General features: G+C 70.2%; 21 protein-coding genes. 11 read left to right on the top strand and 10 right to left on the bottom strand.

Going from position 1 to position 18,535, the window contains the following annotated elements:
* Positions 1-8: 8 nt before the first annotated feature.
* Together ABZX61_RS03450 and ABZX61_RS03445 are read left to right on the top strand one after the other, a co-directional pair.
* A complete protein-coding gene (locus ABZX61_RS03450) occupies positions 9-1,007 on the top strand; it encodes an acyltransferase family protein (RefSeq protein ID WP_355191170.1) in 999 nt (332 codons plus the stop codon).
* 13 nt (positions 1,008-1,020) lie between these two features.
* Positions 1,021-2,244 carry an acyl-CoA dehydrogenase family protein gene (locus ABZX61_RS03445; RefSeq protein WP_355191168.1) on the top strand — a complete coding sequence of 408 codons (1,224 nt, stop codon included), beginning with the start codon at positions 1,021-1,023 and terminating at the stop codon, positions 2,242-2,244.
* A 51-nt stretch (positions 2,245-2,295) separates the two neighbouring features.
* On the opposite strand, the gene ABZX61_RS03440 is transcribed toward ABZX61_RS03445, so the two are convergent.
* Positions 2,296-2,886 carry a DUF6879 family protein gene (locus tag ABZX61_RS03440; RefSeq protein WP_355191166.1) on the bottom strand — a complete coding sequence of 197 codons (591 nt, stop codon included), beginning with the start codon at positions 2,884-2,886 and terminating at the stop codon, positions 2,296-2,298.
* 74 nt (positions 2,887-2,960) lie between these two features.
* Between ABZX61_RS03440 and ABZX61_RS03435 the strand changes: the two genes are divergently transcribed.
* Positions 2,961-3,509, top strand: coding sequence for a kinase (locus ABZX61_RS03435; RefSeq protein ID WP_355191164.1), 549 nt, complete (start codon positions 2,961-2,963; stop codon positions 3,507-3,509).
* Positions 3,510-3,527: 18 nt separating this feature from the next.
* Here ABZX61_RS03435 and ABZX61_RS03430 read toward each other — a convergent pair whose 3' ends face one another.
* On the bottom strand, positions 3,528-4,349 hold the full coding sequence (locus ABZX61_RS03430; RefSeq protein ID WP_355191162.1) for a helix-turn-helix domain-containing protein: 822 nt from the start codon (positions 4,347-4,349) through the stop codon (positions 3,528-3,530).
* On the opposite strand from ABZX61_RS03430, the gene ABZX61_RS03425 reads away from it, so the two are divergent.
* Positions 4,348-4,890 carry a TIGR03086 family metal-binding protein gene (locus ABZX61_RS03425; protein ID WP_350728603.1) on the top strand — a complete coding sequence of 181 codons (543 nt, stop codon included), beginning with the start codon at positions 4,348-4,350 and terminating at the stop codon, positions 4,888-4,890. The two genes, ABZX61_RS03430 and ABZX61_RS03425, sit on opposite strands and share 2 nt — an antisense overlap.
* A gap of 187 nt (positions 4,891-5,077) precedes the next feature.
* On the opposite strand, the gene ABZX61_RS03420 is transcribed toward ABZX61_RS03425, so the two are convergent.
* From ABZX61_RS03420 to ABZX61_RS03405, 4 genes are all read right to left on the bottom strand, one after another.
* Positions 5,078-5,992, bottom strand: a complete 915-nt coding sequence (locus tag ABZX61_RS03420) for a polyphosphate polymerase domain-containing protein (RefSeq protein WP_355191160.1) — start codon at positions 5,990-5,992, stop codon at positions 5,078-5,080.
* 44 nt (positions 5,993-6,036) lie between these two features.
* Positions 6,037-6,576: a DUF4956 domain-containing protein gene (locus ABZX61_RS03415; RefSeq protein ID WP_355191456.1), complete on the bottom strand. Its 540-nt coding sequence runs from the start codon at positions 6,574-6,576 to the stop codon at positions 6,037-6,039.
* A gap of 87 nt (positions 6,577-6,663) precedes the next feature.
* The gene (locus tag ABZX61_RS03410) at positions 6,664-7,332 is read right to left on the bottom strand and encodes a response regulator transcription factor (RefSeq protein ID WP_350728600.1); all 669 of its coding nucleotides are present in this window, start codon (positions 7,330-7,332) and stop codon (positions 6,664-6,666) included.
* Positions 7,329-8,732 carry an ATP-binding protein gene (locus ABZX61_RS03405; RefSeq protein ID WP_350728599.1) on the bottom strand — a complete coding sequence of 468 codons (1,404 nt, stop codon included), beginning with the start codon at positions 8,730-8,732 and terminating at the stop codon, positions 7,329-7,331. The genes ABZX61_RS03410 and ABZX61_RS03405 overlap by 4 nt, the downstream gene beginning before the upstream one ends.
* Before the next feature lie 553 nt (positions 8,733-9,285).
* Between ABZX61_RS03405 and ABZX61_RS03400 the strand changes: the two genes are divergently transcribed.
* Positions 9,286-9,486: a hypothetical protein gene (locus ABZX61_RS03400; protein ID WP_355191158.1), complete on the top strand. Its 201-nt coding sequence runs from the start codon at positions 9,286-9,288 to the stop codon at positions 9,484-9,486.
* A gap of 397 nt (positions 9,487-9,883) precedes the next feature.
* Positions 9,884-10,672 (top strand): SDR family NAD(P)-dependent oxidoreductase, encoded by a 789-nt coding sequence (locus ABZX61_RS03395; protein WP_355191156.1) that lies wholly within the window; start codon positions 9,884-9,886, stop codon positions 10,670-10,672.
* A gap of 309 nt (positions 10,673-10,981) precedes the next feature.
* Here the strand turns inward: ABZX61_RS03395 and ABZX61_RS03390 are convergent, their stop codons facing one another.
* Both ABZX61_RS03390 and ABZX61_RS03385 read right to left on the bottom strand, forming a co-directional pair.
* Positions 10,982-11,647 carry an alpha/beta fold hydrolase gene (locus ABZX61_RS03390; protein WP_355191154.1) on the bottom strand — a complete coding sequence of 222 codons (666 nt, stop codon included), beginning with the start codon at positions 11,645-11,647 and terminating at the stop codon, positions 10,982-10,984.
* A gap of 36 nt (positions 11,648-11,683) precedes the next feature.
* Positions 11,684-12,634: a zinc-binding dehydrogenase gene (locus ABZX61_RS03385; protein ID WP_355191152.1), complete on the bottom strand. Its 951-nt coding sequence runs from the start codon at positions 12,632-12,634 to the stop codon at positions 11,684-11,686.
* A gap of 80 nt (positions 12,635-12,714) precedes the next feature.
* Here ABZX61_RS03385 and ABZX61_RS03380 point away from each other — a divergent pair, with 80 nt between their 5' ends.
* The 3 genes from ABZX61_RS03380 (at position 12,715) to ABZX61_RS03370 (ending at position 15,547) form a co-directional block, all read left to right on the top strand.
* The gene (locus ABZX61_RS03380; protein ID WP_355191150.1) at positions 12,715-13,320 is read left to right on the top strand and encodes a helix-turn-helix domain-containing protein; all 606 of its coding nucleotides are present in this window, start codon (positions 12,715-12,717) and stop codon (positions 13,318-13,320) included.
* Between the two features lie 218 nt (positions 13,321-13,538).
* The gene (locus ABZX61_RS03375; protein ID WP_355191148.1) at positions 13,539-14,507 is read left to right on the top strand and encodes a hypothetical protein; all 969 of its coding nucleotides are present in this window, start codon (positions 13,539-13,541) and stop codon (positions 14,505-14,507) included.
* Positions 14,504-15,547: a hypothetical protein gene (locus tag ABZX61_RS03370; protein WP_355191146.1), complete on the top strand. Its 1,044-nt coding sequence runs from the start codon at positions 14,504-14,506 to the stop codon at positions 15,545-15,547. The genes ABZX61_RS03375 and ABZX61_RS03370 overlap by 4 nt, the downstream gene beginning before the upstream one ends.
* Before the next feature lie 16 nt (positions 15,548-15,563).
* Here the strand turns inward: ABZX61_RS03370 and ABZX61_RS03365 are convergent, their stop codons facing one another.
* Complete coding sequence (locus ABZX61_RS03365; protein WP_355191144.1) at positions 15,564-16,265, bottom strand: helix-turn-helix domain-containing protein; 702 nt, start codon at positions 16,263-16,265, stop codon at positions 15,564-15,566.
* Positions 16,266-16,379: 114 nt separating this feature from the next.
* On the opposite strand from ABZX61_RS03365, the gene ABZX61_RS03360 reads away from it, so the two are divergent.
* On the top strand, positions 16,380-17,537 hold the full coding sequence (locus ABZX61_RS03360) for an FAD-dependent monooxygenase (protein WP_355191142.1): 1,158 nt from the start codon (positions 16,380-16,382) through the stop codon (positions 17,535-17,537).
* A gap of 18 nt (positions 17,538-17,555) precedes the next feature.
* Here the strand turns inward: ABZX61_RS03360 and ABZX61_RS03355 are convergent, their stop codons facing one another.
* Positions 17,556-18,251, bottom strand: coding sequence for a class I SAM-dependent methyltransferase (locus ABZX61_RS03355; protein ID WP_355191140.1), 696 nt, complete (start codon positions 18,249-18,251; stop codon positions 17,556-17,558).
* An 86-nt stretch (positions 18,252-18,337) separates the two neighbouring features.
* Between ABZX61_RS03355 and ABZX61_RS03350 the strand changes: the two genes are divergently transcribed.
* The gene (locus ABZX61_RS03350; RefSeq protein WP_185079465.1) at positions 18,338-18,532 is read left to right on the top strand and encodes a hypothetical protein; all 195 of its coding nucleotides are present in this window, start codon (positions 18,338-18,340) and stop codon (positions 18,530-18,532) included.
* The last annotated feature ends 3 nt before the right edge of the window (positions 18,533-18,535 follow it).

Here is an 18,535-nt window from a genome sequence, read left to right as displayed (position 1 = left end):
CGTGATCTGTGACCTCTCCCGCCACTGTGGACACCCGGTCCGTGACCGCCAGGGACCCGTTCTTCGACAACGCCAAATACCTGGCCATCCTGCTCGTGGTGTGCGGTCACCTCATCGAGGACCAGCGGGACCACCCCATCGCCCACGCGCTCTACTTCTACGTCTACGTCTTCCACATGCCGCTGTTTATCGTGCTGAGCGGCTATCTGTCGCGCCGGTTCACGTTCTCGGCGGGGAAGGCGCGCAAGCTCATCTCCACGCTGGCGGTGCCGTATCTGATCTTCGAGGTGGCGTACTCGCTGCCGCGGCTGATCCTGTACGGGAAGTTCGAGCTGACCCTGCTGGATCCGTACTACCTGACCTGGTTCCTGCTGTCGTTGTTCCTGTGGCGGCTGTCGACGCCGGTGTGGCAGCAGCTCAGGTGGCCGCTGGCGGTCGCGGTCGTGCTGTCGCTGCTCACCGGGATGAGCGCGCTGCCCGACGAGCTGGCCATGAACCGGACGTTCGCGCTGCTGCCGTTCTACGTGCTCGGGCTGATGCTCAAGCCGGAGCACTTCGCGTGGCTGCGCAGGCCGTACATGCGGCTGACCGGCTTCCTGACGCTCGGGCTGGGGCTGGCGGCGGCGCTGCTCGTGCACGACCAGGTGCCGACGGAGTGGATCCGATGGCGGCTGTCCAACTCGGCGCTGCACGTGGACGACCTCACCGGCACGGCCGTGCGGCTGGGGTTGCTGGTGGCCGGGGCGGTGCTGGTGGCGGCGTTCCTGGCGGTGACCCCGGCGCGGCACACGTGGTTCAGCGATCTGGGCTCGGCCACCATGTACGCGTACCTGCTCCACGGATTCGTGGTCAAGTTCGCCGAGCGGTTCGAGCTGGGCGTGCCTTTGTCGATCCTGCTCGGCGTGGCCGCCGCCACCCTGCTCTGCACGCCGCCGGTGCGCAAGCTCTTCCACTGGGCAGTGGAGCCGCGCATGTCCTGGGCCTTCACGCCGCTCCGCCGGCCGTGACACGGTGGCGGGTATGGCCATCGACTTCACCCTCGCTCCCGAGCACGAGGAGATCCGCAAGCGGGTCCGCGCCTTCATCCAGGGGACCGTCATTCCCGCCATGGAGGAGGTGAAGGAGGCCGACCGGGACGCCTACCTGCGTACGATCTTCCGGCTCCGCTCCCAGGCCAAGGCCGAGGGGCTGTGGCTGCCGCACATGCCGAAGGAGTGGGGCGGCATGGGGCTGGGCCACGTCGAGCTGGCCATGGTGCAGTCGGAGGCGGCCAAGACCCGCGTCGGGCCGTGGGTGCTCAACTGCATGGCCCCGGACGAGGGCAACATGCACACCCTCCTGCACTGGGCGACGGACGAGCAGAAGGAGAAGTACCTGCGGCCGCTGCTGGAGGGCACGCAGATGTCCTGCTTCGCCATGACGGAGCCGGAGGTGGCGGGCTCCGACCCCACCCTGATCCGCACCACGGCCGTCCGGGACGGGGACGAGTGGCTGATCAACGGCCACAAATGGTTCATCTCCAACGCGCGCCGGGCCAACTTCGCGATCCTCATCGCGCGGACGGAGCCGGACGTGCCCGAGGGCTCGCGCGGCGCGAACACCGCCTTCCTCGTCGACCTCCCCGACCCAGGCTGGAACGACGTGCGCGAGGTCGAGACGATGCACGGCTCCACGGGCCACAGCGAGATCGTCATCACCGATCTCCGCGTGCCCGACAGCCAGATCCTGGGCGGTCGCGGCAACGGCCACCGCCTCGGCCAGTACCGCCTGGGCCCGGCCCGGCTCGCCCACTGCATGCGCTGGATCTCCCAGGCGGAGACGGCCCTGGACATGATGGTCGAGCGCGCGCTCAACCGCTACAGCCACGGCTCGCTGCTGGCCGAGAAGCAGGGCATCCAGTGGATGATCGCCGACTCGGCCATGGAGCTGTACCAGTGCAAGCTGATGGTGCTGCACGCCGCGTCCAAGATCGACAAGGGTGAGGATTTCCGTACGGAGGTGTCGATGGCCAAGCACTTCGTGGCCAACAGCCTCAACCGGATCGTGGACCGGGCGATCCAGGTGCACGGCGCGCTCGGCTACTCGACGGACACGCCGCTGGCCGGCATGTTCCAGCACGCCCGCTGGGCCCGCTTCGCCGACGGCGCCGACGAGATCCACCAGATGCGCATCGCCGAACGCACCATCGCCGCCTACCGGACCACCGGCTCCACCAACTCCGCCACCGGCGGCCTCCCCCTGTGACGGACGGTCGTCACCCGGGGCGGCTTCAGACGGTCGTCACCCGGGGCAGCTTCAGACGGTCGTCACCCGGGGAGCCGGCATCGTCACGATCTCCCGCTCGTAATAGGCCCGGAAGTCCTCCCCGGCCGCGAACAGCTTGTCGAGCTCGCCCCGGCACGCCGCGATCACATCAGGGTCGTCGATCCGCCTCGCGCCGCTGTGGGTCCCGCAGGCGTCGTACGTCACCTCGTACATGACGGACGACCCCAGCACGACGAGCTCCGGCAGGCGCCGGTCGATCTCGAGGTCGGACACCTCCGCCGCGTCGAGCACCCGCACCTGCTCGGCCGCCCCCACCCGCAGCGCCAGCACGTGCATCTCCCACTGCAGGTACGGCGTGACGGGTTGCTCGACGATCCGGATCCGCCGGCAGGGGTAGGCCCTGCCCCGGCCCTCGTCGCCCGTGTCGTCGACCAGCTTGAGCGAGCGTTCCCAGTCGCAGTCCATCATCGCGAGCCAGCTCGGCTCCCCGGCCTCGAAGCGCTGAATACGCTGGAGTTTCCAGAACACGTCATCAATGTTCCGGAAATTCGGCCAGAAATCGTCAAGATATCCGTCCGCACTTAGCAAGACTCCCGATATCTCGTGAATGCGCTCAAGCATATGACGACCGTACCCATCAGATTCGCGGCACGAACCCGTGAGCAGCGGCTACGCTGGCCGGGATGCTCACACAATTGATCGTCCTGCGCGGCAATTCCGGCTCGGGCAAGACGAGCGTCGCCCGAGCCTTCCGCAAGGCGTACGGCAGGCGCGGCCTTGCGGTGGTGAGCCAGGACGTGCTGCGCCGCGACATCCTCCGCGAACGCGACGTCCCGGACGGCGTCAACATCGGCCTCATCGACACCGTCACCCGCTACGCGCTCGACCACGGCCACCACGTCATCCTCGAGGGCATCCTCACGGCCGGCAGGTACGCCCCGATGCTCCGGTCCCTGCGCGAGGACTTCCCCGGCCGTGGCCGCTTCTTCTACCTCGACATCCCCTTCGAGGAAACGCTCCGCCGCCACGCCACCCGCCCGCAGAGCGCGGAATTCGGCCCGGACATGATGCGCGAATGGTACATCGAGCGGGACCTGCTGCCCGGCGGCTACGAAACCGTCATCGATCAGAACAGCTCGCTCGATGAAACGGTACGACGGCTGCTATCCGAAACACTCGAATACGCAGAAACCAGCAATTACCAGAAATCCACCCGAACCCCAGCAAATCACCTCATCGACTAATCGCTTATACGCTCGCGCCTATCCTCTGAGGCGGGCGTAGGCCGCGGGTGGCATCCCGACCGCGGCGGTGAAGTCGCGGGTCAAGTGAGCCTGGTCCGTATAGCCGAGTTCGACGGCCAACGTCGCGAGGTCCAGCCCTTCGTAGACCCGCTCCGCCGCCTCGTGCAGGCGGAAGCGGCGGATCACCCATTTGGGGCCGATGCCGACATAGTCCCGGAACAGCCGCTGCAACGAGCGCACCGACCGCCCCGATCTGGCGGCCAGCTCATCGACCCTGGTCAGGGAGACCTCGTTCTCGGCCATCTCCACCAGCGCGGCGACCTCTTCGGCCAGCGGATCCCGCTCCGGCCCCAGACTCAGCAGGAACCTCTCGACCAGCCCGATGGCGGCCCGGGCATCGGACTCGGCCAGAACCTGCTCGACCAGCGAGGCGCCCGCCGAGCCGTACATCTCGCCGATCTCCACGAAACGGTCGGTCAACTGCGACACCGGACCGCCGAGAAACGGCCGGAAGCCGCCCGGACGGAAGCGCGTGCCGAGCACGCGGCCGCCGCCCCGCATCGTGTACGAGAACCCGCCCTTGATCACTCCCGCGAACTGATGGAAGTCCGTGGTGATCGTCATGTTCACGGTGGGGTGCGAGACGATGCGCTGTTCGTACGGCTCGGCGAGGTCGGTCCACGTGACGACCCAGAAGTGCTCCACAAACGTCGCAATCTCCGCTGATGGCGCCTGTCTGAAGAAATCGAAGGCGTCGAGCCCCGCGTACGGGTCGACCCAGCCGCGCTGTCGCGTTTCTACAAGCCGCGCCTGGGTCAGGCGGGGCATCATGGCTGCCATGGACGACATGATGCCGCTGATGACGCGCGCCACCGAACGGACCGCGGGATTGGTCCGCGCGGTGCGGCCCGAGCAGTTCGGTTCCTCGACGCCGTGCGCGAAGTTCGACGTCAAGGACCTGATCAACCACCTCGAGTGGGTGGCGGACCTGTTCGAGTCGCTGGGCCGCCAGGGGGAGAGAATCGAGCAGGAACCGTACGCGGGCGACTTCCCCGAGCGCGCGGAGCGCACGCTGGCCGCCTGGTCCCGCCCCGAGGCGTGGGAGGGCACCAGCCCCGCCATGGGCCTGCCGATGACCACGCTGGCCCACATGTACCTCGTCGACATGGTCGTACACGGCTGGGACCTGGCCAGAGCCACCGGCCAGGACTACGAGCCGGACGCTGAGACCGTCTCGCGGGCACTCCACTTCACCGACCAGATGGCGGAGATGGGCCGGCAACGCGGCGCCTTCGGCCCACCGGTAGACGTGCCGGACAGCGCCCCGCAATTCGACCGCCTCCTCGGCATCATCGGCCGCGACCCAGCCTGGACCCCGTAAACCGCACCACCCTGATCAGCCGCCGTCACAACGAAGGGAGACACACCGATCCCCCCGCCCGCCGAACCAATCCGAGCACGGCGACCCCCCTCTCGCCGAACGAACCGGCACGCGGCGACCCTCCTCCCACCGAACCAAACCCGAGCACGGCGACCCCCCTCCCACCGAATCGAACCCGGACACCGAATCACCCCTGAATGCCGATGCCGAGGCCGCTGCTCCTCCCCCCGGCGTGTGCTCCCCGAGGCGCCGCCCACCTCCTTCCCCGCGCGGCCGCCTGGCCCCAGCACCCTGCCGAGCCCCGGGACACCAGGCGTTGGACACCCGATTCGGGACGATGGACGAGATAGCGCTGCAGCACCGGGTGCCAGCGGTTGGCGGGCAGGTTCCGAAGCGCCGCGACGGCCAGGCAGTACTTGCTCACGGTGACCGGCCGCACCCCCAGCCCGCGCAGGACCTTGTCCACCAGCGCCTTCCCGTCGGCGGACTTCGACTCCAGCAGCACCAGGTCGCGGCGCGCCGGCGCGCTGGAGCGCCCGTCGTGGCAGAGCAGGCCCGTGTCGCAGGTGAGCCTGGCCGCGCCCGAGGGGTCGATGAAGGTCACCCGCTTGTAGTCGGTGGACAGCACCGGCCCCAGCGTCTCCGGGGCGATGAGGTGTAGCTCGGCGAGAAGGGTGTCGCGCACGAAGTCGAACGCCTCCCGGGTGAGCGTCCGGCTCGGCGCGTCGTCGTACGGGATGCGGTGCTTGTCGGTGCTGCCACGGGTGCCGTTGAGCTTGAGCTCCAGCCACCGGCCGCCCCCGTCCAGGTAGGTGCGGGTGCGCAGCTTGAACCTGCGCCGCCGATCCTGCCGGTGCTGGTGGAAGGTGAGCAGGTCAGGCGTGTCGAAGTAGGTCGACGTGTAGCGGAACTGGCGTCTTGCCCCGATGCGCAGCACGGCGAACCGGTCTCCCAGCTCGGCCGCGAGTGCCGCCATGGTGGCGGCCGTCACGATGTATTTGCGATCGACCCGGCTCATCAGCTCCGGCACGTCCTCGAGCCCGATCGGCGCCACCTCGGCCGCGATCCCGGCCAGCAGCACATCCGCGTCCAACTCACCCATCACCACATCTCCACCACCTTCTGCATGACTCCGGCTCACGGGGTTCAGCGGACGCCGGCCCGTTGGGGAGGGGCCACGTAGCGGACGTCGACCACCGTTATGTCGCGGACGTAGTCGATCTGGGTGACCACGTAGTGGAGGACGTGTGCCCGCAGGCGGCTCTCCAGGTCGACCCGGAGCAGGTCCGGGTCCGAGTGGACGACGTCCAGGGTGATGACCTGGTGGCGGGTGCGGCCGAGCAGGGCCGGGTGGTCGGCGACGTACATCACCACCAGCAGGACGCCGTCCAGCAGGAGGGCGGTCAGCGGCCACGCGCCCGCGATGCCGTTGACCAGGCCCAGCACGATGGCGATGAAGTAGTAGGCGATCTCCTGCTGGGTGATCTCGCTGGAGCGGAGGCGGATGATCGACAGGACGCCGAACAGGCCGAAGCCGACGGCGACGTCGACGCGCTGGACGAGCAGGAGCGAGACCACGGCGAAGATGCCCACGTTGAGTGCCACGTAGGCGAAGAGCAGGTCACGTCGATGATGTCGCCGGTAGTAGAGGCCATAGGCCAGGGCGACGATCGACGCGAGATCCATTACCAGTCCGGCTGTCACGGCGCTCCCTCCGTCGGTGCTGCTGAGAACAGCTTTTCGGGGCGGGGTGAGGCGAGAGTGAGGTGATGATTAGGCGGCTCTCATGCGGTAGCCGGTGCCACGGACGGTCTCGATGCGGTCGGCGCCGATCTTGCGGCGTAGGTAGCGTACGTAGACGTCCACCACATTGGAGCCGGGGTCGAAGTCGAAGCCCCACACGTGGCTGAGGAGCTGTTCGCGGGTCAGGACCTGGTCGGGGTGCCGGCAGAAGATCTCCGCCAGCGCGAACTCCCTGGTCGACAGGTCCACCGCCCGGTCCCCGACGTATGCCCGTCGCGTACGCAGATCCAGCGACAGATCCGACACCCGCAGCACGGTCACCTCCGGCGTACGGTCGGCGCGCACGCGCAGCCGCAGCCGCACCCTCGCCAGGAGCTCCTCGAAGGCGAACGGCTTGGCGATGTAGTCGTCCGCGCCACCCTCGAGCCCCGCCACGGTGTCGCTCACGCTGTCGCGGGCGGTCAGGATGATCACCGGCATGGCCACTCTGGACTGCCGCAGCCTCCGCAACACCGTGAACCCGTCGCTCAACGGCAGCCCGATGTCCAGGATGAGCAGGTCGAACCCGCCCGCGCAGGCCAGATCGTACGCCGCGACCCCGTCCGTCACCACGGCGGTCACGAAGCCGTTGGCCCGCAGCCCCTTCTCCACGAACGACGCGATCCTGGCCTCGTCCTCGGCGATCAGTATCCGGTTCATCCCAGCCTCCAGAGCTCCCACAGCGGGATGGACATGACGAAACGGGCTCCGCCGCCCTGGGCCTCCGTCACCTTGACGTTGCCGCCGTGGGCCTCGGCGATCGATCTGACGATGGCCAGGCCCAGACCGGCGCCTTCGTACGTCACGGTGCGGCCCGCGCCGCGCACGAACCGTCCGAAGATCCGCTCGCGCTCGGCGGGCGCCACCCCAGGGCCGCTGTCGCGTACCCACAGCTCGACCCACCCGTCGCGGACGGCGGAGCCGACGGCGATCAGGTCGTCGTCGGTGGTGTGGCGGACGGCGTTGGCCACGAGCTGCATGAGCGCCTGCGTGAGCCGCTGGCGGTCGGCGGGCACGCGGGCCTCGGCCACCTCGTCGACCCGCCAGCGCCGGGTGCCGAGCGCTCGGGCCTTGGCGACGACGCTGACCGTGAGGTCGGCCACCTCGACGTCGTGTATGTCGAGAAAGCCCGGCTGCTCCGCTCTGGCGAGGGTGAGGAGGTCTTCGACGATGCGGTTCATCCGGTCGAGCTCGTCGGTGACCAGGGCGAGCGTCTCCTCCCGGTCGCGCGGATCGTCGCCCATGAGCTCCAGGTGGCCGCGGATGACGGTGATCGGCGTACGCAGCTCGTGGCCGGCGTCGTCCATGAAGTGCCGCTGCACGACGAAGGCGTTCTCGAGCCGGTCGAGCATGTGGTTGAACGTCGCGGCCAGCGCGGCCACGTCGTCGTCGCCCGGCACGTCGAGCCGGCGCGTGAGATCGGTGGAGTCGCTGATCTGCTCGGCCGTCTGGCCGATCAGCCGGACCGGCGCCAGCACCCGCCCCGCCACGAACCACCCGGCCGCCCCCGCTAACGCCAGCGCCGCCAGCGCGGACAGCCCGAGGACCCGAACCGCGTCCACGATCTCGTCGCGGTGGCGATCGTAGAGGATCGCCACGACGAGGTGGCCCGGGCGGGGGTCGGGCTTCACCGTCACCGGGATCACCGCATAATGGACCGTTCCTTTCGGGCTCTCGATCTCACCACCGCCGGGCTTGATGGCCGTGGCCAGCCGCGCGACCAGCGCGTCGTCGATGTCGAGGCGTACGGGTGGCGGGATCGCGGTGATCTTGTGAGCCTTACCGTCGACGATGCTGAAGAACGTCTCCCACCTGTCGGGCGCGTTGAGCGCCAGGTATCCCGTGAGCAGCTCTCCTACGTCGGTGATCGTGCGGCCGGTCTCCGGGTCGCGCGCGGTCGCGGCGTACCGGCGCAGCTTCTCCGCCTCGTTGCTGAGCTCGAGGTTCGTACGGTCGTCGAGACGAGCCAGCAGGATGGTCCAGGTCGCGAAGATCGAGACCGCGAGGGCGAGGCCGACGACGGCGAGCATCCAGCCCACGATCCGGGCACGGGCGCTCACCCGCATTCGATCGCCTGGTCAGTCGTCGCCGTCATCGTCATCTCCACCGCCACCGTCGTCGTCATCGTCACCGCCACCTGGTCTCGGCGCCGGCGGTCTGACCGGCTCGGCCCTGGTCTGGCGCGGGGCGGGCCGCACGGCGGTCCCGCGCGCCGCGGCCTCGTCGCCGTCGCGCGACCCGGTGGCTCCGGCGGGTCTCGGGCCGGTGCTCGCGCCGGCCTTCGGTCTGGCGCTCGCGGTGGGTTTCGGTTTCACGCCTGCGGTGGGCTGCGGCCTCACACCAGCAGCGGGCTGGGACCCAGCGTCGGCGGCCGGCCGGGATCCGGCATCAGCGGCAGGCTGGGATCCGGCATTCGCGGCAGGCCTGGACCTGGCATCGGCGGCCGGCTGTGACGCCGTGTCCGTGGCGGGCGGTGGCGTCGTGCCCGTTGTGGGCTCCTGTTTCGTGCCTGGGGTGAGCTCCGGTCTCGCGCCCGGGGTGAGGCCTGGTTTCGCGACCGGGGTCGACGGGCCGGAGCCCGGCCCGGGAGCGCCGCTCCCCGCGGGGGCCGACATGCCGGCCTCGCCAAGCGCGGGCGTGTGTGACACCACGACGGCCTCGCCCAGATCGGGCTCGCTGTCGGCCGCGCGCACCAGCCCCACCGACATGAACCCCGCCATCGCCGCGGCCAAGGCGAAGAGGACCAACGTTCCCCGATGCTTCATGACCTTGACCTTGACGCCCTTCGAGGAGACCACGCTGAAGCCCAGATGAGAAACCTCTCATCTGATCACGCTGAGCCGCAGTAGAATCACGCTCTAATTGCTGGGGTTCGCCGCCCATACCGCCTCTTCTCGGGCGGGGGTTCCGACGGGAGGCGTTCAGGGTGGGCTCGCCTTCTCAGGCGGAGGTTCCCGACCGGAGGCGTTCAGAGTGGGTTCGCCTTCTCAGGCGGGGGTTCCGGCGGGAAGCAGTCAGGGCGGGTTCGCCTTCTCGGGCGGGGGTTCCGGTGGGAGGCAGTCAGGGTGGATTCTGCCTGGGAGGTCGGGCTTCGGCCGAAGCGGCCAGAGGCGGTCGAGATACGCAAGGGCGGAGTCGTTCCCGGCAAGGGCGGGGCGGTGGAAGTGCCTGCCCGGCACGGCGGACGCGCTCGGGACCGGAAGGAGTGCAGATGCGGGTACGGGACAAGGTCGTCGTCGTCACGGGTGCGGCCGGCGGGATCGGGAGGGCGATGGCGCTCAGGTTCGCCGCCGAAGGAGCGGCCGGGGTCGTCGTCGCGGACCTCGACGAGGCCGGAGCGGTCGCGGTGGCCAAGGAGATCGGTGACCGCGCCACCGCAGTGCGCGTGGACGTGTCCTCGGAGCCGGAGGTGGCCGCCCTGGCCGAGACGCCGTTCGGGCCGGTCGACCTGTTCTGCTCCAACGCCGGCATCATCGGCGGCCACGGCCTGGACGCCACCGACCAGGAGTGGAGCCGCCTGTACGCGGTGAACGTGCTGGCCCACGTGTACGCCGCCCGCGCCGTCGTACCCTCCATGATCGCCCGAGGCGGCGGCTACCTGCTCAACACCTGCTCCGCCGCGGGCCTGATCAGCTGCCCCGGCGACGCCCCGTACGCGGTGACGAAGGCGGCGGCGATCGCGTTCGCCGAGTGGGTGGCCATCCACTACGCCTCGCGGGGCATCAAGGTCAGCGTCCTGTGCCCGCAGGGCGTGCGTACCGGCATGCTGGAGCAGGGGCTGGAGGAGGACCATCTGACCGCGAGGGCCGTGGCCGCCTCGGGCATCATCCTCGATCCGTCGGACGTGGCAACCGCGGTCGTCGAGGGCCTCGAAGCCGAGCGCTTCCACATCTTCCCGCACCCGGAGGTGGCCGAGTTCGTCCACCGCAAGGCCGAGAACCCCGACCGATGGCTGGCCGGAATGTCGCGCTTCGTGGACTCCCTGACCTCGACCCCCTGACCTCGGCCCGCTGACCTCGGCCCGCTGATCTCGATTCCCCAACCTCGACTCTCCGACATCGGATTACCGACATCGGATTACCGAGTCGCGAATGCCTGGCACCGATCGCGCATGGAGCGCCCGACTGCGGTCGACGGTTCGGCGATTCGGCTGTGGGGGTCGGCCGTCAGCGGGTCGGCCATCGGTGGTTCGGCGGTCGGTGGTTCGGCGGTCGGCGGCTTTTCGTTGGAGGAGTTCGAGCAGCGGTCGAACAGGGTGCTTGGTCATCGCACGTTCGACGAGGCCGCGCCGAACGGACCGGTGGACGTGCTAGGCGACGTCGAGCAGGATCTCCAGCAGGTCCTGCGGCGCGTCGCGCATGAGGTTGTGCGCGCTGGCCACCGCGTGCGTAGTCCACGCGGGGTCGCGGCGCAGCCGCTCGTATATGGACGTGAACGGCGACTCCCCCTCCCACTCCGCCGCGTACACGTACTCCCTGCGGCGCACGTGCGCGAGGTCTCCGGTGAGCCGTAGCGGCTGGAGCAGCGAGGCGATCGGATGGGCCGTGGCGCGCGGGTCGAAGAACGGCAGCGGCCGGGTCGCGTATCCGCTGTCCACCACGTCCACGTACCATCGCCGCTCCTGATCGGTGACGAGGCTCCAGCAGGAGTCCCCGTCGCCGGGCACGACGGCGTCGAGGTAGACCAGGTCGCGCACCCGCTCGGGCGCGCGGTCGGCGGCCCCGGTGATCACCATCCCGCCGTAGCTGTGGCCGACCAGGATCGCTTCGGTGAGGTTCTCGGCGGCCAGGACGCCGGTCACGTCCTGGATGTGCGTGTCGAGGTTCACCCCGCCGGTCAGCAGGTGGCCGCGCTCGGCGATGCCGGTCAGGGTCAGCGGGTACGCGCGATGCCCCCGGCTTCGCAACTGCTCGGCGAGCTCGTCGAAGCACCAGCCGCCATGACACATACCGGGGATCAAGACAAATATCGCCACAAGTCCGGATACTAACAGAGATCGAACCGATCGGTTCTATCTTGTCGGGTCGAGGACGAGTTTGCCGACGGTCCGGCGGCCACGCAGGTCCGCGTGCACGCGCCGTACCTCCGACATCGGGTGGTCGCCGCCGTGGACGACGCGCAGCTCACCCGCCGCGACCTGCCCGGACATCTCCACATACGCCTTGCCGAGGACCTCCGGATAGGCGAGGGCGTTCATCAGCCAGAAGCCGCTGACCGTGGCCGAACGGCGCTGCAGGTCGCGCGGCGGCACCGGGGTGGGCTCGACGCCGCCCGCCATCCCGTAGTAGGCGAGCCTGCCGAACGGGGCCAGCGCGGCGACGCTCTGGTCGGTGACGCGGCCGCCCGTCATCTCCAGGACCACGTCGACGGGATCGCCGTGGTTCGCCGCCCGCAACGCCCCGGTGAGGTCGTCCGCCGCGGGGTCCACGGCGGCGTCCGCGCCGAGGGACAGTGCGAATTCGCGCTTGTCCGGCGTGCCGGCCGTGGCGATGACCCGGGCGCCGCGCAGCTTGGCCAGCTGTACGGCCAGCGAGCCGACGCCGCCCGCCGCCGCGTGGACGACCACGCTCTCCCCCGGCTGCACCCGAGCGGTGCGATTGATCAGCCACCAGGCGGTCAGCCCCTGGACGAGCAGCGCGATGGCGGTCACGTCATCCACCCCGTCGGGCACTGGGAAGGCGCTGTCCTCCGCCACCACGGCCTTCTCGGCATACCCGCCGTCGGAGATCATCGCGGCCAGCCGTCGCCCGTCCGCGGTCCGGCCGACGACCTCGATCCCGGGGATCAGCGGCAGCGTGACGGCGGCGATGTAGCGGTTCTCGCGCAGGAGCGCGTCGGCGAAGTTCACCCCGCATCGCGCCACGTCGATGAGAACCTGACCGGCTCCCGGCCGGGGCTCGGGCACCTCTCGCACGGCCACGACCTCGGGCCCGCCGAACTCGGTGATCTGCACCGCTCGCATGTCCAACTCCTTGGAATGGAGTACCTAACTGGTACTGCGTACCATAATGGATCGAAGTACAGCACGACTAGACTGAGGCGGTGCCCCGATCCACCCTCCGCGCCCGCAACCAGCAGCGAGCCCGTGACGAGATCGTCGCGGCCGCCTACGAGCTGTTCGCCGAACGCGACTACGCCGGCGTGACGGTCGCGGACATCGCCGACCGGGCCGGGGTCGGCCGCACCACGTTCTTCCGCTACTTCGGCGACAAGCAGGAGGTCGTCTTCGCCGGCGAGGAGGAACTGCTGGACAACGTCGCCCGGCGACACCGAGAGCTGCGGCTCGAGCGTCCGCCGTCGCTGCCGGAGGCGCTCGCGCTGCTGCGCGACACCGTGGCGGCGGTCTGCGCATGGGCGACGCGGGACACCGACCGCTACGTCCTGCGCGAACGGCTGATCGCGGCGAACCCCGAGCTGGACGACCGCGCGGCTCGCAAACAGCGACGCCTCGTCGAGCTGGCCGGGGAATTCCTGAGGCAGCAGGGCGCCTCGGCGGAGACCGCCGCACTGGCCCCGCAGGTGGCGCTGGCCTGCTACAAGGCCGGCCACGAGGTCGCGGCGGGCGACCCGGCCGCGCTGTGGCCGAGCGTCGGCGCGGCCTTCGACCAGCTCGGGGTCACCTCAGACGCCGGGCCGGACCAGACCTGAGGGCTCGGCGTCACCTCAGACGCCGGGACAGACCAGACCTGAGGGCTCGGCATCCCCTCAGGCACCGAGCGGGACCCGACCTGAGGGCTGGAGACGGTGACCGTCACGCCGCCCTCCGGGGAACGTCGCTTTGAGTAAGGGGGTACTCATGCGATCCCAGCCGGAGGAGCCGATTCTTGGGCTTGATGAGGGATCGGCGACGCACTCCGGGAGGATCCATGACGCCATCGCGGGCACGCATGCTCATCATGGCCGGAATCCTCGGCCTCGTGGCGGTCCTCGGGATCGCCTGGCTGGCCGGCGTCGCCACCGGCAACGGCGCGGAGCCGATGGCCGGCACCGGGACGAACGCCACCGCGGACGCCCCGGACGGCTCGGCGAACGCACCCGACGCCGACGGCTCGGCGAGCGACGCACCTGACGCCGACGGTACGACGAGCGGCGCGCCGGACGACGACAGCTCGGCGACCGGAGCGCCCGACGGCTCGACCGGTCAGGGCAAGGATGCCGACGGGCAACCGACCGGCGACAGGTCCACGCCTCCGGGAACGCGCAACAACCGCCGCAGCGTCCACTGGAACGGCGTGCACCTCGACGGCTCCCCCGGCGACGACGGTTGCGTCACCATCATCAACAAGACCTCCACCGTCGGGACGATCGAGTCCGTCTCCTTCACCGTGCAGTCAGGCCCCGGCCGCGCCACGGCCCGATCGGCCCCCGGCCACTGCGACCCCACCGGCGACCCCTTGTGCCAGGGGGTCCAGCTGAGGGCCGGTTCGCAATGCCTCGCGGGCGCGATCATCACGGGCGACGCCTCTGACCGCCCGTACGTCATCCAGGCGGTGGTCCGCTTCCGCTACCTGTGCGTCAACGTCGAGGACGCGCCCTGCGACCAGGTCCGCGACTGGGGCGGCCCGCCGCCGACGGCGGAGGCGCCGGTGGAAGTGACCGGCCAGACATCCAACAACGTTCCGCAGTTCTCGTACTACATCGGCGATTCGGGCACCTCCTCCGAGGAGTCCCCGACGCCGTCGCCGGACGACGACACCGGCACCTCCACCGACGACTCGGGCAGCTCTCAGGAGGACTCGGACTCCGGATCTCAGGAGGACTCGGGCTCCGGATCGCAGGACGACGGGCCGGATACGGCGGATGACGGCACGACCACGGCTCCGGAGGGAGAGTGACCACCACGCACGAGCCCGCGAGCAAAACCGCAACCGGACAGGAGCCGGCGACCAAGCGGGAGACGGCACCCCGGCAGGAGACGGCGAGCACGCCGGAGGCAGCGGGCGCGCAAGAGACGGCACCCGGGCAAGAGGCAGCGAGCGGGCAAGAGACGGCACCCGGGCAGGAGGCGGCGAGCGGGCAGGAGGCGGTTTCGGCGCGGGTGCGGCAACTGGCCGAGGCCGTAGGCCCCACCACGCTGGCGACCGCGCTGCTGATCTACTTCGGCTACGTCGCAACCCGCGCCCGCTTCGACTACTTCGGCATATCCCTCGACATGACCGGCCTGTCCAACCAGAGCCTGCTCCTCGACGGCCTCGAAGTCGTGTACGTCCCGGCCGCCCTGATCTGCCTGGGCGCGCTGCTGGTCATCGCCGTCCACGCCACCGTCTCCTGGCAGCTCGCCCGCCGCCCCGGCGACACCGTCAACACCTTCCTGGCCGCCGGCTTCACGCTCGTCGGCCTGCTCCTGATCGGCCGCGCGATGATCGGCATCTTCCTCGGGGACGCCGACACCAGCGTCGTCATCGGCGCGACGCCGCTCGCGCTGGCGTCCGGCCCGGCCATGGTGGCGTACGGAATCCACATCCACGGCAAGAACCGCGGCCGCCCGCTCATGTCACCCCGCCTGGCCAGGAACGGCGTGCTGAGCGTGCTGGGCCTGGCCGTCGCCGGCCTGTTCTGGGCCTCGACCACGGTCGCGTGGGCCTACGGCACCGGCCGGGGCGAGCAGGATGCTCACGACCTGCCCAAACGCGCCGAGGTCATCCTCGACATGAAGGAGCCGCTGCAGGACGTACCTCCCGGCATCACCCATATCCGGCTGAAGACCACCGGCAAGGACCCGAGCTACGCGCACCGCTACCGCGGCTTCCGGCTCCTGCTCGCCTCCGGCGGCCGGCTGTTCCTGGTCAACCCGGAGTGGAAGCTCGGCCGCGACCAGACGATCGTGGTCCCGTACGACAACGGCATCCGCGTCCAGCTCATCTCCCAGCCGTGACCGGCGCGCCGGCGCTCTACCCCTCGGGGATGCCGGACTCGGCGCGGTCGGCGTCGATCACGTCGCCGAGCAAGGTGACCACGGCCGCGGCGACGTCCCGCAACGTGGCGTCGGGGACCGCGGACTCGGTCTCGAACGCCCGCCGGACGGTACGCGCGAGCAGGTCCGCCCGCTGCTCCCGGCCGTCCGAGGCGCCCCCCGCCCGCAGGAACCCCTCGAACGTCGCCTGGTAGGCGAACCCGAGCTCATCGGCGCTCATGTCCTCGCGAAGCAGGCCGTGCTCGGCGAGCAGCCCCAGGTAGTCGCGGGCCATGGCGCCGTGCCGCTCGTCGCGGGCCGGGTCGGGGGAGCTGGTCAGCTTGCCGACCAGGTCGGGATCGGCCAGGAGGAAGCTGAGCAGCAGCGGCCGGTTCGCGATGGCCAGGAAGTAGGCCCGCGCGAACCGGTGCAGCAGGCATGCCCGCGGATCCTCCCGGAGCGCCTGGCGCAGCTCATCCATCGCCCGGAGCACCTCACGCGCGAAGACCGCGCCGAACAGCTGCTCCCGGGTCTTCCAGTGCAGGTAGACGGTCCCCTTGCCGATGCCGGCCCCGGCGGCCACGTCGTCGATGGTCACCCGCCGGTAGCCGTGGCGCAGCAGCAGGTCCGCCGCCACGTCGAGGATCCGTGCGGCCCGCTCGGCTCGCTGCCGCGGGTCTCGGAGTCGTTCGGCGCTCACCCGCAGACCATATGACCAAATGCGAAATCTGGTCAACTCATCAACTAGCGATTGACTAACTTTCAAATCTCGTCATATGGTCACGTCGAACCACGGCAACCCGAGGAGTGAGTCATGAAGACAGTCCTGATCTCCGGAGCCGGCATCGGCGGCACCACGCTGGCGTACTGGCTGGCGCGCCACGGCTTCCGGCCCACCGTCGTCGAACGCGCCACCGGCCTGCGCTCCAGCGGCAACCCCGTGGACGTCCGCGGCCCCGCCGTGACCGTGGCCGACCGCATGGGCGTGATGCCGCGGCTGCGCGAGGCGGCCACGCAGGTGACGGCGATGAGCTTCGTCAACGCCTCCGGCCGCCAGGTCGGGCGGGTCAACATGCGGGCGCTGCGGCAGGCGTCCGGCAGCCGGGAGGTGGAGGTGACACGTACCGACCTGGCGGCCATCCTGTACGAGGCGAGCCGCGACTCGGCCGAGGTCCTGTTCGGCGACACGATGACCGCGCTGAGCCAGGACGGCGACGGCGTGGACGTCACCTTCGAGAAGGCCGCGCCGCGCCGGTTCGACCTCGTCATCGGAGCCGACGGGCTCCACTCGACGACCCGGCGGCTGGCCTTCGGGCCCGAGTCCGCGTTCGTCCGCCACATGGGCCTCTACGTCGCGACGATGCAGCTCGACGGCCCGGCCGACAACCAGCAGGACGTCGTCCTGCACAACGCCCCCGGCCGGCTGGCCTCCGTCCACCCCGTACACGGCCGCGCCCTGGCGGCCTTCATCTTCCGTCACCCGGAGGTGCGGGGCTTCAACCACCGCGACCTCGCGCAGCACAAGCGGATCCTGACCGACGCCTACGCAGGTGACGGGTGGCGCGTGCCGGAGCTGCTGGACCAGGTCCGCGCCACCGACGACCTCTGGTTCGACTCCGTCAGCCAGGTGCGCCTCGACTCCTGGGCCGAAGGACGTATAGCGCTGCTGGGCGACGCGGCCTCGTCGGTGTCGCTGTTCGGCGACGGTTCCACCCTGGCCATGGCCGGCGCCTACACCCTCGCCGAGGAGCTGGCCGCCACCCCCGCCGACCCGCGATCGGCCTTCGCGCGGTACGAGGCCGAGCACCGCACCCTGGTGGACCCGCGCCAGGGGAGCGTCGCGACGGCCGCGGCCATGATGGTCCCCGCCACCCGCGCCGGGATCGCCGCACGCAACCTGGCGAGCCGGTTCTGGCCGACCGCGGCAGCCGCCTCATGGGTCCGCAACCGGCTCACCCCGGTGGCCGTCTGAAGAACCCCGCGGCCGCGGTCAGGGGCGTACGAGCCTGACAGCGAGGAAGGACGGCCGCTCGTTCAGCTTGTCGTAGGCGGCCTCGTCGATCTCCCGCAGGGCGGCCACCGGGCGCGGCTCGACGACCCGTTCCAGGACGAACCCGGCGGCCAGCAGCTCCCCCAGGAAAACCTCCAGCGACATCCGCTGGAAGCGGATCGAGAACGGGCCGTCGCCCATGGGAAGCTCGACCCAGTCGCCGGCGTGGTACGAGCCCCCGAAGTGCTGCCAGTCGGCGGTCGGATGGCCGGTCGAGACCACGAGCCACCCTCCCGGCCGCAGCAGCCGGCGCAACTCGCCCAGCAACTGCGCGCGGCGGGTGACGTGGGGATACACCAGCGCGCACACGGCCCCGTCGAACGACGCGTCATCGGCGAAGTCCAGCGGCTCCTCCAGATCGCGCAGAAGGAGCTCGGCCCGCTCCCCCACCCGGGCCCGCGCGTGGCCCAGCAGCGCGGCGCTCCCGTCGACACCGACCACCTCGGCCCCGCGGGCCAGCAGCTCGGCCGCGTAGTGCCCGGCTCCGCACCCGACGTCGAGAACCCTCGTCCCGGCGAGGTCACCGGCGAGCTCCAGCATCGCGGGCCGGTCGACGTAGGCGTTGTACGGGCTCGTGGTGGCATGCTCGGCGAACTGGTCTCCGAGCGCGCCGTGGTAAGCGGTCTCCGGGGGCATCAGCCCATCATGACAGAGCGCCTCCACCCCGCTCTCCACCCTTCGGAGGTGCCGCTCCACCCCGCCCCGTCCCTACCGTCCCAGGCATGGACAAGCACTCTGGACGGCCGGGCAGCCTCTGGCTCGAACTGCTGCACCGGCTCCTGGACGCCAACGGGGGAAAGATGAACGGCAAGTTCCTGCTCGCGATCGTCGTCGTGGCGCTGCTGGTGGTCGTCGGTTTCGTGGCCTTCCGGCTTATCTTGGTGGACATGATTCTGACCTTGAAGGACTCGCGCTAGGCG

It is taken from the genome of Nonomuraea sp. NPDC003709 (genome assembly GCF_040610775.1).
Classification (GTDB): Bacteria; Actinomycetota; Actinomycetes; order Streptosporangiales; family Streptosporangiaceae; genus Nonomuraea; species Nonomuraea angiospora_A.
The sequence above is the reverse complement of the archived record's forward strand: the minus strand, read 5'-3'. Positions and strand labels throughout refer to the sequence as shown.

Coding starts and splice junctions, on each gene's coding strand:
- ABZX61_RS03445 (WP_355191168.1), top strand. CDS start 1,021: ATGGCCATCGACTTCACCCTCGCTCCCGAGCACGAGGAGATCCGCAAG.
- ABZX61_RS03440 (WP_355191166.1), bottom strand. CDS start 2,886: ATGCTTGAGCGCATTCACGAGATATCGGGAGTCTTGCTAAGTGCGGAC.
- ABZX61_RS03425 (WP_350728603.1), top strand. CDS start 4,348: ATGGACGACATGATGCCGCTGATGACGCGCGCCACCGAACGGACCGCG.
- ABZX61_RS03430 (WP_355191162.1), bottom strand. CDS start 4,349: ATGGCAGCCATGATGCCCCGCCTGACCCAGGCGCGGCTTGTAGAAACG.
- ABZX61_RS03420 (WP_355191160.1), bottom strand. CDS start 5,992: ATGGGTGAGTTGGACGCGGATGTGCTGCTGGCCGGGATCGCGGCCGAG.
- ABZX61_RS03415 (WP_355191456.1), bottom strand. CDS start 6,576: ATGGATCTCGCGTCGATCGTCGCCCTGGCCTATGGCCTCTACTACCGG.
- ABZX61_RS03410 (WP_350728600.1), bottom strand. CDS start 7,332: ATGAACCGGATACTGATCGCCGAGGACGAGGCCAGGATCGCGTCGTTC.
- ABZX61_RS03400 (WP_355191158.1), top strand. CDS start 9,286: ATGCCGGCCTCGCCAAGCGCGGGCGTGTGTGACACCACGACGGCCTCG.
- ABZX61_RS03395 (WP_355191156.1), top strand. CDS start 9,884: ATGCGGGTACGGGACAAGGTCGTCGTCGTCACGGGTGCGGCCGGCGGG.
- ABZX61_RS03385 (WP_355191152.1), bottom strand. CDS start 12,634: ATGCGAGCGGTGCAGATCACCGAGTTCGGCGGGCCCGAGGTCGTGGCC.
- ABZX61_RS03375 (WP_355191148.1), top strand. CDS start 13,539: ATGACGCCATCGCGGGCACGCATGCTCATCATGGCCGGAATCCTCGGC.
- ABZX61_RS03360 (WP_355191142.1), top strand. CDS start 16,380: ATGAAGACAGTCCTGATCTCCGGAGCCGGCATCGGCGGCACCACGCTG.
- ABZX61_RS03355 (WP_355191140.1), bottom strand. CDS start 18,251: ATGCCCCCGGAGACCGCTTACCACGGCGCGCTCGGAGACCAGTTCGCC.
- ABZX61_RS03350 (WP_185079465.1), top strand. CDS start 18,338: ATGGACAAGCACTCTGGACGGCCGGGCAGCCTCTGGCTCGAACTGCTG.